14 protein-coding genes are annotated in these 15,656 nt (G+C 71.3%); 4 read left to right on the top strand and 10 right to left on the bottom strand.

Annotated features, from left to right (window positions below; genetic code table 11):
• Nucleotides 1-10: 10 nt before the first annotated feature.
• From A4U64_RS09735 to A4U64_RS09720, 4 genes are read right to left on the bottom strand one after another with little or no spacing between them, the layout of a single operon-like run.
• Nucleotides 11-757 carry a succinate dehydrogenase/fumarate reductase iron-sulfur subunit gene (locus tag A4U64_RS09735; RefSeq protein ID WP_006946166.1) on the bottom strand — a complete coding sequence of 249 codons (747 nt, stop codon included), beginning with the start codon at nt 755-757 and terminating at the stop codon, nt 11-13.
• Nucleotides 758-759: 2 nt separating this feature from the next.
• The gene (locus tag A4U64_RS09730; protein ID WP_065922502.1) at nt 760-2,676 is read right to left on the bottom strand and encodes a fumarate reductase/succinate dehydrogenase flavoprotein subunit; all 1,917 of its coding nucleotides are present in this window, start codon (nt 2,674-2,676) and stop codon (nt 760-762) included.
• 58 nt (nt 2,677-2,734) lie between these two features.
• Nucleotides 2,735-3,550 carry a hypothetical protein gene (locus A4U64_RS09725; RefSeq protein WP_029544101.1) on the bottom strand — a complete coding sequence of 272 codons (816 nt, stop codon included), beginning with the start codon at nt 3,548-3,550 and terminating at the stop codon, nt 2,735-2,737.
• Nucleotides 3,547-3,831, bottom strand: a complete 285-nt coding sequence (locus A4U64_RS09720) for a hypothetical protein (protein WP_065923454.1) — start codon at nt 3,829-3,831, stop codon at nt 3,547-3,549. The genes A4U64_RS09725 and A4U64_RS09720 overlap by 4 nt, the downstream gene beginning before the upstream one ends.
• A 268-nt stretch (nt 3,832-4,099) precedes the next feature.
• Between A4U64_RS09720 and A4U64_RS28485 the strand changes: the two genes are divergently transcribed.
• Entirely contained in the window at nt 4,100-4,252 is a 153-nt protein-coding gene (locus A4U64_RS28485) for a hypothetical protein (protein WP_006946171.1), read from the top strand.
• A 35-nt stretch (nt 4,253-4,287) separates the two neighbouring features.
• Nucleotides 4,288-4,716: a hypothetical protein gene (locus A4U64_RS09715; protein WP_029544103.1), complete on the top strand. Its 429-nt coding sequence runs from the start codon at nt 4,288-4,290 to the stop codon at nt 4,714-4,716.
• A 108-nt stretch (nt 4,717-4,824) separates the two neighbouring features.
• Here A4U64_RS09715 and A4U64_RS28480 read toward each other — a convergent pair whose 3' ends face one another.
• The 6 genes from A4U64_RS28480 to A4U64_RS09685 all read right to left on the bottom strand — a co-directional run bounded on the left by A4U64_RS28480 (nt 4,825) and on the right by A4U64_RS09685 (nt 10,783).
• Nucleotides 4,825-5,274, bottom strand: coding sequence for an ATP-binding protein (locus A4U64_RS28480; RefSeq protein ID WP_006946173.1), 450 nt, complete (start codon nt 5,272-5,274; stop codon nt 4,825-4,827).
• Nucleotides 5,275-5,557: 283 nt separating this feature from the next.
• Nucleotides 5,558-5,947, bottom strand: coding sequence for an STAS domain-containing protein (locus A4U64_RS09705; protein WP_006946175.1), 390 nt, complete (start codon nt 5,945-5,947; stop codon nt 5,558-5,560).
• A 62-nt stretch (nt 5,948-6,009) separates the two neighbouring features.
• Entirely contained in the window at nt 6,010-7,296 is a 1,287-nt protein-coding gene (locus tag A4U64_RS09700; protein ID WP_065922501.1) for a PP2C family protein-serine/threonine phosphatase, read from the bottom strand.
• Nucleotides 7,297-7,541: 245 nt separating this feature from the next.
• On the bottom strand, nt 7,542-8,237 hold the full coding sequence (gene bioD, locus A4U64_RS09695; RefSeq protein ID WP_029544109.1) for a dethiobiotin synthase: 696 nt from the start codon (nt 8,235-8,237) through the stop codon (nt 7,542-7,544).
• The gene (locus tag A4U64_RS09690) at nt 8,234-9,373 is read right to left on the bottom strand and encodes an 8-amino-7-oxononanoate synthase (RefSeq protein ID WP_029544112.1); all 1,140 of its coding nucleotides are present in this window, start codon (nt 9,371-9,373) and stop codon (nt 8,234-8,236) included. Before A4U64_RS09690 ends, bioD begins: the two co-directional genes overlap by 4 nt.
• A 129-nt stretch (nt 9,374-9,502) precedes the next feature.
• A complete protein-coding gene (locus A4U64_RS09685) occupies nt 9,503-10,783 on the bottom strand; it encodes an adenosylmethionine--8-amino-7-oxononanoate transaminase (RefSeq protein WP_029544114.1) in 1,281 nt (426 codons plus the stop codon).
• 103 nt (nt 10,784-10,886) lie between these two features.
• Here A4U64_RS09685 and glgX point away from each other — a divergent pair, with 103 nt between their 5' ends.
• Entirely contained in the window at nt 10,887-13,286 is a 2,400-nt protein-coding gene (glgX, locus tag A4U64_RS09680; protein ID WP_029544117.1) for a glycogen debranching protein GlgX, read from the top strand.
• Nucleotides 13,283-15,643, top strand: a complete 2,361-nt coding sequence (treY, locus tag A4U64_RS09675; RefSeq protein WP_065922500.1) for a malto-oligosyltrehalose synthase — start codon at nt 13,283-13,285, stop codon at nt 15,641-15,643. Before glgX ends, treY begins: the two co-directional genes overlap by 4 nt.
• Nucleotides 15,644-15,656: the final 13 nt, after the last annotated feature.

The raw sequence follows: 15,656 nt of genomic DNA, 5'->3' as shown, positions 1-15,656 counted from the left end.
GCGGGTGGGGTCAGCGCCGGAACAGCTTGTTGCCGAGCCAGACGATCGGGTCGTACCGACGGTCGACGACGCGTTCCTTCATCGGGATCAGCGCGTTGTCGGTGATGTGGATGTTCTCCGGGCACACCTCGGTGCAGCACTTGGTGATGTTGCACAGCCCGAGTCCGTGCTCCTCCTGCGCGGCGGTGCGCCGGTCGGCCACGTCGAGCGGGTGCATCTCGAGTTCGGCGATCCGCATCAGGTACCGGGGACCGGCGAACGCCTCCTTGTTCTCCTCGTGGTCGCGCACCACGTGGCAGACGTTCTGGCACAGGAAGCACTCGATGCACTTGCGGAACTCCTGCGACCGCTGCACGTCGATCTGCTGCATCCGGTACTCCCCCGGCGCCAGGTCGGGCGGGGGCGCGAACGCCGGGATCTCCCGGGCCTTCTCGTAGTTGAAGGACACGTCGGTGACCAGATCGCGGACCACCGGGAACGTGCGCAGCGGGGTCACGGTGACCACCTCGTCCTCGGCGAAGACCGACATCCGGGTCATGCACAGCAGCCGCGGACGGCCGTTGATCTCCGCCGAGCAGGACCCGCACTTGCCGGCCTTGCAGTTCCACCGCACCGCCAGGTCGGGAGCCTGGGTCGCCTGCAGTCGGTGGACGATGTCGAGGACGACCTCGCCCTCGTTGACCTCGACGGTGTAGTCACGCAGTTCACCGCCACCGCCGTCGCCGCGCCAGATCTTGAATGCCGCCCGGTACCCCATGGCTACGGCCTCCGTCCCGGATGTTCCGCGAGTTCGTCGTCGGTGTAGTACTTGGCGAGTTCCTCGAAATCGAACAGCGCCAACAGGTCCGGTCGCATGGGCACCTGCTGTTCGGGTGCCACCGTGACATCCGGGATCGACTCGTCACCACCGTCCGTGCGGCACACGAGCAGCGTCCGGCGCCAGTTCGGGTCCATCGACGGATGATCGTCGCGCGTGTGCCCGCCGCGGCTCTCCGTGCGCAGCAACGCCGCCCGGGCCACGCACTCGCTCACGAGCAGCATGTTGCGCAGGTCCAGGGCGAGGTGCCAGCCGGGATTGAACTGCCGATGCCCCTCCACGGCGACGTTCCGGATCCGCGCCCGCAACGCGCCGAGGACGTCGAGGGCACGGGCGATCTCGTCGGCGCGCCGGATGATGCCCACCAGGTCCTGCATGGACTGTTGCAGCCCGGTGTGCAGGGTGTAGGGGTTCTCCGCCGTCGCGGGCTCGGCGGGATCGAACGGGGCCAGCGCCGTGCGCGCCGCGGCCGTGACGTCCGCCTCGGCGACGCGCGGGCGGTGCCCGAGGCCCTGCACGTAGTCGGCGGCGCCGAGGCCGGCGCGCCGGCCGAACACCAACAGATCCGACAGGGAGTTGCCGCCGAGCCGGTTCGACCCGTGCATGCCGCCCGAGCACTCGCCGGCGGCGAACAGTCCGGGCACGGACGCGGCACCGGTTTCCGGATCGACCTCGATGCCGCCCATCACGTAGTGGCAGGTGGGGCCGACCTCCATCGCCTCCGCGGTGATGTCGACGTCGGCGAGCTCCTTGAACTGGTGGTGCATCGACGGCAGCCGCCGGACGATCTCCTCGGCGGGCATGCGCGAGGCGATGTCGAGGAACACCCCGCCGTGCGGGGTGCCGCGACCGGCCTTGACCTCGGAATTGATGGCGCGGGCGACCTCGTCGCGCGGCAACAGGTCCGGGGTGCGGCGGTTGTTCTCCTGGTCGGTGTACCAGCGGTCGGCCTCCTCCTCCGTCTCCGCGTACTGGCCATTGAACACCGGTGGGATGTACGAGAACATGAACCGCTCGTTCTCGGAGTTCTTCAGGACCCCGCCGTCGCCGCGCACCCCCTCGGTGACGAGGATGCCCTTGACGCTCGGCGGCCACACCATCCCGGTGGGGTGGAACTGGACGAACTCCATGTTGATCAGGGCGGCCCCGGCCCGCAGCGCGAGAGCGTGACCGTCGCCGGTGTACTCCCACGAGTTCGACGTCACCTTCCAGGACTTGCCGATCCCGCCGGTGGCCACGACGACGGCGGGCGCCTCGAACAGCACGAACCGGCCGGACTCGCGCCAGTACCCGAACGCACCGGCGATGCGGCCCTCGGCGTCCTTCAGCAGTTCGGTGACGGTGCATTCGGCGAACACCCGCACCCGGGCGTCGTAGTCGCCCGTGGCGGCGTGGTCCTCCTGCTGCAGGGACACGATCTTCTGCTGCATCGTGCGGATCAGCTCGAGGCCGGTGCGGTCACCGACGTGCGCCAGCCGCGGATAGGTGTGACCGCCGAAGTTGCGCTGGCTGATCCGGCCGTCGGGGGTGCGGTCGAACAACGCACCGTAGGTCTCGAGTTCCCACACCCGGTCGGGCGCCTCGCGGGCGTGCAGTTCGGCCATGCGCCAGTTGTTGAGGAACTTGCCTCCTCGCATGGTGTCCTGGAAGTGCACCTGCCACGAGTCGTGCGGGTTGGCGTTGCCCATCGCGGCGGCGCAACCGCCCTCCGCCATGACGGTGTGCGCCTTGCCGAACAGCGACTTGCACACGACCGCGACCCGCAGTCCGCGTTGACGCGCCTCGATGACGGCGCGCAGCCCCGCCCCGCCCGCGCCGATGACCACCACGTCGTAGCTGTGCCGTTCGACGTCCGCCATCCAGTCCTCCTTCGCTGCCGAGTCGGCCCGGGGCCGGCGCCCGGGCCGTCGTCGTGGCTCAGCCGACGAACCGCAGGTCCGAGATGGTGCCGCTCGCCACGAGCATGATGTAGAAATCCGTGATCATCAGGGTGCCCAGCGTGGTCCACGCCAGTTGCATGTGCCGGGTGTTGAGCCGGGAAACCGCCGTCCAGATCCGGTAACGCAGCGGGTGTTTCGAGAAGTGCTTGAGCCGGCCGCCGGTGACGTGCCGGCACGAGTGGCACGAGACGGTGTACGCCCACAGGAGCAGCACGTTCCCCACCAGGATGAGGTTGCCGAGGCCGAAGCCGAACCCGCCGCCGGAACCGTGGAACGCGACGATCGCGTCGTAGGTGTTGATCGCCGAGATGACGAGCGCGACGTAGAAGAAGTAGCGGTGCGAGTTCTGGATCAGCAGCGGCAGCCGCGTCTCCCCCGTGTACCGGGCGTGCGGCTCGGCGACGGCGCAGGCCGGCGGCGCCAGCCAGATCGAGCGATAGTAGGCCTTGCGGTAGTAGTAGCACGTCAGCCGGAATCCGAGCAGGAACGGCAGCGACAGGAACGCCAGGGGGATCCACATGGGCAGCTCGCCCACCCACGTCCCGAAGTGCCGGGCGCCGGGCACGCACGACGCGCTGACGCACGGCGAGTAGAACGGCGTGAGGTAGTGGTACTCCTCCACCCAGTACGCGGTGCGCACGAAGGACCGAATCGTCGCGTAGACGACGAAGACGGCCAGCCCGAGCGTGGTGAGCACGGGCGGTTGCCACCACCGGTCGGTGCGTAGCGTGCGCGCCGCGATCCGGGCCCGCGTCGAGGACCGGACGCCGGCGCCTGCCGCGGGGGCGCTCACCGCGAGCCGTGCAGGCCGCCGAGCCCCTCGTCGTCACAGTCGACGCCGCGGAAGATCTCGTCGTACGGGGTGTCGGGGATCGGAATCCGCTCGCCGGACGGCCGGGACGTCTCGCGCGGCGGCGAGGCCGCCAGATCCTGCGCGTCGATGTCGAGCCGGTCCACGTCGTTGATCAGGCGGCGCACCGCAGCGGCGTCGCCGTACCTCGACCGGAGCGAGGTCAGGCAGTGCCGAAGGTGACCGATGGTGCGGTGCAGTTCCTGCATTTCGGTGGTGGACATTCGTACCTCCGAGAGGGCGGTCGGCACGTCGACACCTGCCGACTCGATGTGACAGCTATCACAGTACGACATTCGCGCGGCAACACATGCGAATCCGGCGATCGGCGCGTAAACGCCCCGCCGGGCGGCCTATCCGCCCCGGATCCGGACATTTCAGTCCAGGAAATGTGAAATCTCTGCTACAGGTTTCGAAAATCCCGCATCCGGGAAAGCTTTGGTGCCAGTGTGAAAACAGCTCGCGCTGAAGAGAGTAAGGACCGAAACCGTCATGCAGACCACCTTGTTCGCCTCCGCCGCTTCCCGTCGCGCCACGGCCTCGGCCGGCTCGGCCATGAGTACCGAGGAGATCAAGCGCCGCATCGAGGCGATGTTCGCCGAACCACGCACCGACGAGCGGTCGGCGAGCACCGGGCGCGCATGAGGTCGACGACGTCGATGTGGAAAGCAGGGGATCAGATGAGTTCAGGATCGATCGAAGGGGTACCGGCCGGCGAACTGCTGATCGTCGGTGACTGCTCCCGGGTGCTCGACGGCGCCCGCGGTGCCGAGCTGCGGACGTGGGCGCGTCACCACGGACTCGGTTTCACCGACACCTTCGCCCCGGGCCGGGTGGTGTGCGCGATCGTCACCGAGGAGGTGCTCGACGGCGCCTGCTCTCCCGCCGAGGCGATGACGATGCAGTCCGTGCGCGCCGCCGGCATCCCCTGCGTCTGCGTGCACGACGCCCCCGAACGGATCCTCGAGGCACTCGTCGAACACGACCTGCTCGGCGACACCGTGACCCGGTCCCGCGGGGACGTCACGGTGCCCGCCGGGACCGTGTGCACCTCGGTGTTCGCCCTGAACGGTGACGCCGGGGCCCGCCGGGACCCGCAACCGGCCTGACTCCGTCCACGAAATCGACTCCGGCCCCGGCGCGTCGTGCGCCGGGGCCGGAGTCGTTCGGTCGACCAGCCGTCGGGCGAGCAGGAGACGCCGCCCCGGCGGCCCGGATCAACCCGAGAAGGCCGAGGCCTCCTGCGGCAGGTGCCAGCGCATCGCCACCACGGTGCCGTCGGAATTGACGGCCAGGTCGGTGTCCGCGGCCAGGTTCCGGATCAGCGTCAGGCCGTGCCCGCGCGAGCTCCCGGCGGTCGGCACGGCCGATTCCCGCCAGTGCCCGCGATCGGTGACGACGATCTCGACGCACCGGTCCTGAGGCGAGTACTTCGCCTCGAGGTCGACCGTGCCGTCACCGTCGGCGTAAGCGTGCTCCACCGCGTTCGCGAGCGCCTCGTAACTGGCCAGCAGCACATCCTGGCCACCGACCTCGGCGAGCCGCAGGCCGCTGAGCCACCGATCGAGAGCCTGCCGCAGCATCGTCACCTGCGAGGCCTCGGCGCGTACGCCGCGGTAGTACAGTCCGGTCGTCAGAAAGGCTGGTGCTACGCCTCGCGTCTGCATCCTCGTTCCCTCGTCGTCGACAGGTCCCCGACCGGTTCGTGTCCGGCGTGCCAGGTCTCCGCCCGGCGCATGCCTCCCTGCCGCCCTTGTCGGCTCATGCCTCCCTGCCGCCCTTGTCGGCTCATGCCTCCCTGCCGCCCTTGTCGGCTCATGCCTCCCTGCCGCCCTTGTCGGCTCATGCCTCCCTGCCGCCCTTGTCGGCTCATGCCTCCCTGCCGCCCTTGTCGGCTCATGCCTCCCTGCCGCCCTTGTCGGCTCATGCCTCCCTGCCGCCCTTGTCGGCTCATGCCTCCGTGCCGGCCTTGTCGGCCTGCAGGGCGGCCAGCGCCTCGTCGAGGCGGCTGTGGATCGGGAACACCTCGTCGAGCCCGAGCAGCGACAGGGGCCGCGCGGTGGCCGAGCCCTGCGCGACGACGGCGTAGGGGATCGTGCCGGCGGTCTTCTTCGACAGGTCCACCAGCACGGCGATGCCCACCGAGGCAAGGAAGTTGACGGCACCCAGGTCCACGATCAGACCCCGGCACTTGTCGTTACCCAGGGTGGCGACGGCTTCCTCCTCGAGCTGCGGGGCGCTGACCAGATCCACGTCACCGGCCACCGACAGCACCGCGATGTCGCCGCTCCACGTCTGGGATACGGCCATGATCGGCTGTTCGGAAGTCGCTTCGTTCATCTGTCCATCATGCAAGACTCTGTCCTCCTGTGCGATAGCGGGTCCGATCCGGGGATCGGAAGTCAACGGGGTACACCCACGGCGAGCAGGGCGATGTCGTCCTGCGCCCGCAGGCTGGGAATCAATTCGGAAAGCTCGGCGACGAGGCTGATCGGGGTGGCGTCCGGCACTCGCGCGGAGAGGAATGCGACGACGTTTTCCTCCCCGAAGATCTCCCGCCCGTCGGGGCGGGCCTCGGTGAGTCCGTCGGTGTAGAGCAGCAGCGTTTCCCCCGGCTCGAGGTCGACGGTGCACGCTCCGAAGCGGGCCTCGGGCAGCGCGCCCACCAGCATGCCGCGCACGCCGACCGCAGCGCAGACCGCCCCCGAGCGCCGCAGCAGCAGCGCGGGCGGATGCCCGCCGGTGGCGAGGGTCACCCGGGCGCCCTCGCGACCCTCGAGGTTCGGTTCGATGATCCCGAGCATCACGGTGCAGAACCGGTGCTGCTGCGGGTCGAGCAGCAGGACGGTGTTGAGTTCGGCCAGCGCCAGCCGCGGGTCGGAGAATCGCACGGCGGCCGCCCGCAGCGTGTACCTGATCAGCGAGGTGACCGAGGCCGCGACGGGCCCGTGCCCCTCGACATCCCCGAGGAAGAACGCCCACCTGTCGTCACCGAGGTGGAACACGTCGTAGAAGTCGCCGCCGACCTGCTGGGAGGACGCCGCATGGTAGTGGCACGCGAGCTCGATGCCCTCGATGGCCGGCAGCGACGGCGGCAGCAGGGTCCGCTGCAGGGTCGTGGCGAGTTCGGCGAGCACGTGCCGGTCGCGCTCGGCCTGCAGCCGCAGGTCCCGTTCGGCCCGGACGGTGGCCAGCGCCGACAACCGCAGCTCCAGCTGATCCATCACCACCGACGCGAGGTCCTCGAGGACGGACAGGTCCGCGGTGGAGACCTCCCGGGGCCGGGTGTCGAGGACGTTGACCGTGCCGAGCCGGTAGCCGTCCGCGGTGGTGATGGGGGCGGCGGCGTAGAACCGCACCCCCAGCTCGCCCTGGACGAGGGGATTCTGCGCGGTCCGCGGGTCGGTCCGGGCATCGGCCACCACATAGGGACGGTCGCAGAGAATCGCGGAGGCGCACAGGCCCGGGTCGCGGTCGATCTGCCGCACCCCCTCGAGGCCGTGGGCGGCCTTGAACCAGATGCGGTCCTCGTCGACGATCGTCACCGTGGCGATCGGGGTGCCGAACCAGGACGCAGCCAGTCGGGCGATCCGGTCGAACGTGCCGTCGGCCGGGGTGTCGAGAATGTTGTAGCGGGAAACGGCCCGCATGCGGGCAGTCTCCCACTGCTGGTGATCGAGCACCGTCATCGCCTGCGCTGTCTCCTACACCGACTTCCGGTCCTGCCTCGGTCGGTGAAACGCAGCAGTCGACACCCAACGCGACGAGCACTGCGTAGCACTGACGTAGGGACGCGTAGTCGGAACGCGTACCTCACAGGCACTACGGCTGGTGTCTCAACCGCATCGGACACCCTACCCGAACTCGCCGTCTTCGCACATTCGTTCACCTGCAGGAAACGTGCCGGGGCGCCGAGCGCGGGCCGCGACGGGCGTCAGGATCGCATCGGCAGCCCGGTCCGGTCGGCCGGCAGCCAGCGTGCGGCCTGCTCGCCGAAGGCCACGGCGTCGAGGGCACCACTGCCCGCCGGGATACGCCCGACGACGGGCACGCCGGTCACCTCGGGCAGGTCCTGCAGATTGCACCGCTCGGCCAGACCGGGCTGCTCCGGCCACGCGCCGATCACCAGGCCCGCGCACTCGACGCCGCCGGCCTGCAGCGCGGCGACGGTCAGCGCGCTGTGGTTCAGGGTGCCCAGGGCGGGGGCCGCCACCACCACGGTGGGGGCGCTCAGCGCGGCGGCGACGTCGAGGAGGGTGAACCCGTCCGCCCCCAGCCGGACGAGCAGCCCGCCGGCCCCCTCGACGAGCACCAGGTCGTACGCGTCCGCGAGTGCCCGCACGGCGGTGACGACGTCGGGCAGGTGCAGCGGCGGCCGCCCGCTGCGCCGCGCCGCGGTGTCCGGTGCGAGCGGCTCCGGGTAGCGGGCCAGTTCGACGGTGTGGACCCGGTGCCCGGTGAGCCGGGCGATCTCGGCGAGGTCGCCGGGTGCGTCGTCGGCGACGCCGGTCTGCGCCGGTTTGCACACGGCGACCCGCAGGCCCGCCGCGGCGGCCACGGCGGCGTAGGCCGCCGTGACGACGGTCTTGCCCACCTCGGTGGAGGTGCCGGTCACACACAGGACGGTCATGCCCGCACCCCGGCCAGCACGTCGGTGAGGACGCTTTCGATGCGGGCGAGCTCGTCGGCGCCGAGATTCGCGCGCGCGGTCAGCCGCAGCCGGGACGTGCCCTCGGGGACGGACGGCGGCCGGAAGCAGCCGACGTGGACGCCCCGGCTGCGGCACGCCTGGGCGGCGTCGAACGCGACCTGCGGGTCACCGAGGATCACCGACACCACCGCCGACGTGGGGGCGGCGACGCCGGTGATCCGGGCCAGGTCGGCGGCCCGTTCGAGCACGGCGGTGGCCCGTTGCGGCTCGTCGCGCAGCACGCGCAGCGCACCGCGGGCGGCGCCGACGGCCGCGGGCGCGAGACCGGTGTCGAAGATGAAGGTGCGGGCGGCGTCGATCAGGTGGGCCCGCACGCGGGTATCGGCGAGGACCACGCCGCCCTGCGAGGCCAGGGACTTCGACAGCGTGGCGGTGACCACGACGTCGGGTTCGCCGGCGAGACCCGCCTCGTGGACGAGTCCGCGGCCCCCCTCACCGCGGACTCCGACCCCGTGGGCCTCGTCGACGAGCAGCAGTGCGCCGTGCGCGCGGCACGCCGCATGCAGTTCCGGCAGCGGCGCGAGGTCTCCGTCGGCGCTGAACACGGAGTCGGTGAGCACGAGGGCGCGCCGCTCGGTGCGGGTGGCGAGGGCCGTCCGCACGAAGTCGACGTCGGTGTGCGGGGCGATCTGCACCCGCGCGCGGGTCAGCCGGCATGCGTCGACCAGGGACGCGTGGCAACCCGCGTCGGAGACCACGAGGGTGTCGCGGTCGGCGAGGGCGGTGACGGCGCCGAGGTTGGCGGCGTAGCCGCTGGCGAATACGAGGCCGGACTCGGCGCCGGTGAACTCGGCGAGTTCACGCTCGAGCAGTTCGTGCTCGCTGGTGGTGCCCGTGACGAGGCGGGATCCGGTGGCGCCGCCGCCCCACCGGCGCAGCGCGGCGGTCGCGGCGGCGAGGACCTCGGGGTGCCGGACGAGCCCGAGGTAGTCGTTGGAGGCGAGGTCGACGGTGCCCGGTGCCGGGGTGCGCGGATGCAGGGTGCGGCGCAGGCCCGCCGCGCGACGGGCGTCGGCGACGTCGTCGAGCCACTGGAGGCTGGCGAAGGCGGTCATGTCGGCAGACCATACCTGAACACTGTTCAAGTGACGCTCCGGGCGGCCGATTCCTCCCCGTGCGGTGGCTGCCGGCGGTGACCGCCGCCCCGCGAGTTCCCCGCTCGTGACCCGGCGTGCCGGGCCGGATCAGGCCCGGGCCGCCGCGCACATCCCCGCGGCGATCCTCTGCACGTCGTCGGCGCTGCAGACGTAGGGCGGCATCGCGTAGATCAGGTTGCGGAACGGGCGCAGCCACACTCCGGCCGCGACGGCGGCCGCCGTCGCGGCGCCCATGTCCACCGGCCGGTCCAGTTCGAGCACGCCGATGCCGCCGAGCACCCGCGCGTCCACCACGCCCGGCAGCTCCCGCGCCGGCGCCAGGCCCGCCTCGAGGCCGGCGGTCAGCGCGGCCACTTCGCCGCGCCAATCCCGTGACAGCAGCAACTCCACGGCAGCGACGGCAACCGCGCACGCGAGCGGATTGCCCATGAACGTCGGGCCGTGCATGATGCCGCCGCCCTCGCCCGCGCTGACCACTTCGGCGACGGCCGATGTGCACAGCACCGCGGCCAGGGTCAGATAGCCACCGGTCAACGCCTTGCCGACGCACATGACGTCCGGCGCGACGGCCGCGTGGTCGGCGGCGAACAGCTCCCCGGTACGGCCGAACCCGGTGGCGATCTCGTCGAAGATCAGCAGCAGCCCGTGTGCGTCGCACATCCGGCGCAGCTCGTTCAGATAGCGGGGGTCGTGGAAGCGCATCCCGCCCGCCCCCTGGACCACCGGCTCGACGATCACGGCGGCCAGCTCGTCCGTATGGGCTTCGAGCAGCGCTTCGAACTCGGCGACGTACGCCGGATCGAACTCGCGGGGCGGCGCCGGGGCGAACACCTGCCGCTGCAGCACGCCGGTCCACATCGAGTGCATGCCGCCCTCGGGGTCGCACACGCTCATCGGCGCGAACGTGTCGCCGTGGTAGCCGCCGCGCCACGTCATGAGCCGGTGACGTCCCGGCCTGCCGGCCGCGCGCTGATACTGCAATGCGAGTTTGACCGCGACCTCCACCGACACCGACCCGGAATCGGCGAGGAAGACCTTGTCCAGACCGTCGGGGGTGATCTCCACGAGCAGCTCCGCGAGCCGCGCGGCCGGCTCGTGGGTGAGGCCCCCGAACATGACGTGGCTCATCCGGCCCAGCTGCTGCGTGACCGCCGCGTCGAGGACCGGGTGGCGGTATCCGTGCACGGCGGCCCACCACGAGCTCATGCCGTCGACGAGTTCCCGGCCGTCGGCCAGCCGCAGCCGGGTCCCGTGCGCCTCGTCGACCACGAGCGGCGCGGTCGATGCAGGGACGGCTCCGTAGGGGTGCCACAGGTGCGCCGCGTCGAGCGCGGCGACCCGGTCGGGACTCAGACGACGAACGGTCACGAGGATCGACTGTAGGCGTCCCCGCCCCGGGGCCGATCGTCGCCCGTGCCGGGGAGGATCGCTCGCCCCGTACGCGACCGTCGATCCGGTTAGGGTTGCGGTCATGGAACCCACCGAGCCGAGCACGTCCACGGAGGCCCTCCCGGCCGACATCCCGGTGTGGCCGGGGAGCGCATATCCGCTCGGCGCGACCTACGACGGGGCGGGCACGAACTTCGCCCTCTTCTCCGAGGTCGCCGAGAAGGTCGAACTGTGCCTGATCGCCAAGGACGGCACCGAGACCCGCGTGCCGATCGAGGAGGTCGACGGCAACGTCTGGCACGTCTACCTGCCCACGGTGACCCCCGGCCAGCGCTACGGCTACCGGGTGCACGGCCCCTACGACCCGGCGCAGGGTCTGCGCTGCGATCCGAGCAAGCTGCTGCTCGACCCCTACGGCAAGGCCTACGACGGCGCGTTCGACGGCGATGCGTCCCTGTTCTCGTACGCGATGGTCGGGGCCGAGGACGCACCGTCCGAACCGGAGCATTCGGCAGGAGCCGAGGAGGCACAGTCGGCGCCGGAGCCGGCGGCCCGGGCCGCGGAGGACGCCGGCGCCGAGGCCGCCGGGGACACGACCGCCGACGAGGCGGACGACTCGGACGGGACCGGGTCCGGCGAGACCGAGGGCGACGGGACCGGGGACGACGGGGCCGGGGACGACACGGCGGCCGAGTCCGCCCCCGAGCCCGCCGCACCGGCGAATCCCGATTTCCCGCAGCTCGATTCGCTCGGGCACACGATGACGACCGTGGTGATCAACCCGTTCTTCGACTGGGCCTCCGACCGGCACCCGCGCCGGCCCTACTACGAGACCGTCATCTACGAAGCCCACGTGAAGGGCATGACCGCGACCCATCCCGGCGTGCCGGAGCAGCTGCGCGGCACCTACGCCGGACTGGCGCACCCGGTGATCATCGACCATCTGCAGAGCCTCGGGGTCACCGCGATCGAACTGATGCCCGTGCACCAGTTCATGCACGATCAGGTCCTGCTGGACCGTGGGCTGCGGAACTATTGGGGCTACAACACCTTCGGCTTCCTGGCCCCGCACCTGGACTACTCGTCGGCGAGCAACCCGAGCGGCGTCGTCGCCGAGTTCAAGGCGATGGTGCGCGCCTACCACGAGGCAGGCATCGAGGTGATCCTCGACGTGGTCTACAACCACACCGCGGAGGGCAACCACCTGGGACCGACCATCTCGTTCCGCGGCATCGACAACGCCGCCTACTACCGGCTGGTCGACGACGACAAGTCCTACTACATGGACTACACCGGCACCGGCAACAGCCTCAACGCCCGCCACCCGCACACCCTGCAGCTGATCATGGATTCGCTGCGCTACTGGGTGACCGAGATGCACGTCGACGGCTTCCGCTTCGACCTGGCCTCCACCCTGGCCCGCGAACTGCACGACGTGGACCGGCTGTCCGCGTTCTTCGACCTGGTGCAGCAGGATCCGATCGTCTCGCAGGTCAAGCTGATCGCCGAACCGTGGGACGTCGGCGAGGGCGGCTACCAGGTGGGGAACTTCCCCGGCCTGTGGACCGAGTGGAACGGCAAGTACCGCGACACGGTCCGCGACTACTGGCGCGGTGAACCGGCCACTCTCGGCGAGTTCGCCTCCCGGCTCACCGGCTCGTCGGACCTGTACGAGGCCACCGGCCGCCGCCCGAGCGCCTCGATCAACTTCGTCACCGCGCACGACGGCTTCACCCTCGCCGACCTCGTCTCCTACAACGAGAAGCACAACGACGCCAACGGCGAGAACAACATGGACGGCGAGTCGCACAACCGGTCGTGGAACTGCGGCGCCGAGGGCCCCACCGACGACCCGGAGGTGCTGGCCCTGCGGCAGCGGCAGAGCCGCAACATCCTGGCGACGCTGATGCTCTCCCAGGGCACCCCGATGATCGCGCACGGCGACGAGTTCGGGCGCACGCAGCAGGGCAACAACAACGTCTACTGCCAGGACAACGAGCTGTCCTGGATGGACTGGTCGCTCGCGGAGACGAACGCGGACCTGCTGGACTTCACCCGCAACGTGATCGCCCTGCGCCGGTCGCACCCGGTGTTCCGGCGGCGGCGGTTCTTCGAGGGCCGGCCGATCCGCAGCGGCGAGCAGTCCCGCGACATCGCCTGGCGCACCCCGGCGGGCGAGGAGATGACCCCGGAGGACTGGGACAGCGGGTTCGGCAAGTCGCTGTCGGTGTTCCTCAACGGCGAGGGCATCCACGAGCCGAACCAGCGCGGCGAACGCGTCGTCGACGATTCGTTCCTGCTGTGCTTCAACGCCCACGACGAGCCGATCGACTTCGTCACCCCCGACGGGCCGCACGCACAGGAATGGTCGGTGGCGCTGGACACGGACGTGCCGGACGGACTGCGCGAACAGGTCGTGACCGCCGGGGGGTCGGTGCGGGTGCAGGCCCGTTCGCTGCTGGTGCTGCGGAGGACCGCATGAGCCCGCGCCCGGTGTCGTCGACGTATCGGCTGCAGCTCACCGGCGACGGGACGACCTTCGCGGACGCGATCGCGCTCGTGGACTACCTCGAGGCGCTCGGGGTCTCACACGTGTACCTGTCCCCCGTGCTCAGCGCCGCGGCCGGATCGACCCACGGCTACGACGTGGTGGACCCGACCACGGTGTCGGCGGCGCTCGGCGGCCGCGCGGGCCTCGAGGCCCTCGCCCGCGAGGTCCGCTCCCGCGGGATGGGTCTGCTGATCGACATCGTGCCCAACCACGTCGGCGTCGGCGATCCCCGCGAGAACCCGTGGTGGTGGGACGTGCTGCGGCACGGCCGCGACTCGCGGTACGCGACCTACTTCGACGTCGACTGGGCCGCGGACAACGGCACCGACGGCCGGATCGCCCTGCCCGTGCTGGGTTCGGCGGCCGACGTCGAGGAGCTGACCGTCGACCGCACCGGCGACGAGCCGACGCTGGCCTACTACGAGCGGCGCTTCCCCGTCGCCCCGGGCACCGACGCCGGGACCGGAGCGGAAGTACATGCGCGGCAGGCGTATCGGCTGGTGCCGTGGGACAGCGGCCTGATCGGGTACCGCCGGTTCTTCACCGTCGACGACCTCGCCGCGGTGCGGGTGGAGGATCCCGCGGTGTTCGACGCGGTGCATGCCCAGGTGGCGTCGTGGATGGACGACGACCTCACCGACGGCGTCCGCGTGGACCATCCCGACGGCCTGGCCGACCCGACCGGCTACCTGCGGCGGCTGCGCGGGCTCGTCGGCCCGGACCGGTGGCTGGTGATCGAGAAGATTCTCGGCGACGGCGAACCGCTCGACCCGACCCTGCCCGTCGACGGCACCACGGGCTACGACGCGCTCGGCGAGGTCGGTGCGGTGTTCCTCGATCCGCGGGGCGAGAAGGACCTGAACGCGCTGTCACTCGACCGCACCGGCACCCCCGGCGACGCGGAGTGGCTGCACGCGCAGGAGAAGCAGATCAAGCGCGCGGTGCTGCAGACGGGGCTGGCGCCGGAGGTGCGCCGGCTGGTGCGGGCCGTGCGGCGAGATGCCGCCGATGCGACCTGCCCGGACGAGCGGCTGCGCGACGCCGTGATCGCGGTGGCGGCGGAACTGCCCGTGTACCGGTCGGACTATGCGTCGCTGGGCGGGATGCTGCCCCGCATCCTGGGTGACCGCGCCCGCGCCGACGCCGCGCTCGAACCCGCCCTCGAGGTGCTGGCCCGGGCCCTGGCCCGCGGCGGAGAGGCGGGGGCCCGGTTCGGCCAGGTGTGCGGCGCCGCGACGGCGAAGGCCGTCGAGGACTGCCTGTTCTACCGGGCGGCGCGGCTGGTGTCGCTGCAGGAGGTCGGTGGCCACCCGGGACGGTTCGGGTTGCCCGTCGCCGAGTTCCACCTGGCGTGGGCGGAGCGGGCGCGGCGGTGGCCGCGGGCGATGACGTCGCTGTCGACGCACGACACCAAGCGGGGCGAGGACGTCCGCGCCCGCATCGGGGTGCTCTCCCAGGTGCCGCAGCTGTGGGCGGCGTGCCTGTCCGAATTGGAATCCGTCGCCCCGCCGCCGGACGCCGCCACCGGGCTGTTCCTGTGGCAGAACCTGTTCGGCGCGTGGCCGCGCGACGGCGTGGTGACCGGGGAACTGCGGTCGCGGCTGCGCGAGTACGCCCGTAAGGCGTTGCGGGAGAACGGCTTGCGCACCACCTGGACCGAGGTGGACGAGGAGTTCGAGGGCGCGGTGGCGGCCTGGCTCGACGCGGTGTGCGACGGGCCGGTCGGCGCGTCACTGACCGAGTTCGTCTCGTCCCTGACCCCTCATTTCTCCGCCGATTCGCTCGGGCAGAAGCTGCTGCAGCTGCTCGGACCCGGCATCCCCGACGTGTACCAGGGCACCGAACTGTGGGAGGACTCGCTCGTCGACCCGGACAACCGGCGGCCCGTGGACTTCGCCACCAGACGCCGGCTGCTCGCACAGGACGCACCGCCGGCCGTGGACGACGCCGGCACCGCGAAGCTCGCCGTGGTGCGGACGGCGCTGCGCCTGCGCCGCGAGCGGCCGGCGAGCTTCGTCGGCGGGGCCTACGTTCCGCTGTCCGCGTCGGGGCCGGCCGCCGGTCACCTGATCGGGTTCGGGCGGGGCCCGGCGGCCGAGGAGGTCGACGTGGTGGCGCTCGCGTCGCGGCACACTGTCACGCTGGAGGAAACCGGGTGGGGCGACACGACGCTCGACCTGCCGCCGGGACTCTGGGTCGATCGGCTCACCGGGCGGCGGCTGTCGGGAACGGTGTCGCCGGCGGAGGTGTTCGCGGATCTTCCCGTTGCGGCGCTGGCCCGCGATTAAGAATTCTCCTCCT

It is taken from the genome of Rhodococcus sp. WB1, assembly GCF_001700945.1.
Taxonomy (GTDB): domain Bacteria; phylum Actinomycetota; class Actinomycetes; order Mycobacteriales; family Mycobacteriaceae; genus Rhodococcus; species Rhodococcus aetherivorans.
Note: the sequence above shows the minus strand (reverse complement) of the source record. Positions and strands in the feature narration are given on the sequence as shown.

Coding starts and splice junctions, on each gene's coding strand:
- A4U64_RS28485 (WP_006946171.1), top strand. CDS start 4,100: ATGCAGACCACCTTGTTCGCCTCCGCCGCTTCCCGTCGCGCCACGGCC.
- A4U64_RS09720 (WP_065923454.1), bottom strand. CDS start 3,831: ATGTCCACCACCGAAATGCAGGAACTGCACCGCACCATCGGTCACCTT.
- A4U64_RS09700 (WP_065922501.1), bottom strand. CDS start 7,296: ATGACGGTGCTCGATCACCAGCAGTGGGAGACTGCCCGCATGCGGGCC.
- A4U64_RS09730 (WP_065922502.1), bottom strand. CDS start 2,676: ATGGCGGACGTCGAACGGCACAGCTACGACGTGGTGGTCATCGGCGCG.
- bioD (WP_029544109.1), bottom strand. CDS start 8,237: ATGACCGTCCTGTGTGTGACCGGCACCTCCACCGAGGTGGGCAAGACC.
- A4U64_RS28480 (WP_006946173.1), bottom strand. CDS start 5,274: ATGCAGACGCGAGGCGTAGCACCAGCCTTTCTGACGACCGGACTGTAC.
- A4U64_RS09715 (WP_029544103.1), top strand. CDS start 4,288: ATGAGTTCAGGATCGATCGAAGGGGTACCGGCCGGCGAACTGCTGATC.
- A4U64_RS09690 (WP_029544112.1), bottom strand. CDS start 9,373: ATGACCGCCTTCGCCAGCCTCCAGTGGCTCGACGACGTCGCCGACGCC.
- treY (WP_065922500.1), top strand. CDS start 13,283: ATGAGCCCGCGCCCGGTGTCGTCGACGTATCGGCTGCAGCTCACCGGC.
- glgX (WP_029544117.1), top strand. CDS start 10,887: ATGGAACCCACCGAGCCGAGCACGTCCACGGAGGCCCTCCCGGCCGAC.
- A4U64_RS09705 (WP_006946175.1), bottom strand. CDS start 5,947: ATGAACGAAGCGACTTCCGAACAGCCGATCATGGCCGTATCCCAGACG.
- A4U64_RS09735 (WP_006946166.1), bottom strand. CDS start 757: ATGGGGTACCGGGCGGCATTCAAGATCTGGCGCGGCGACGGCGGTGGC.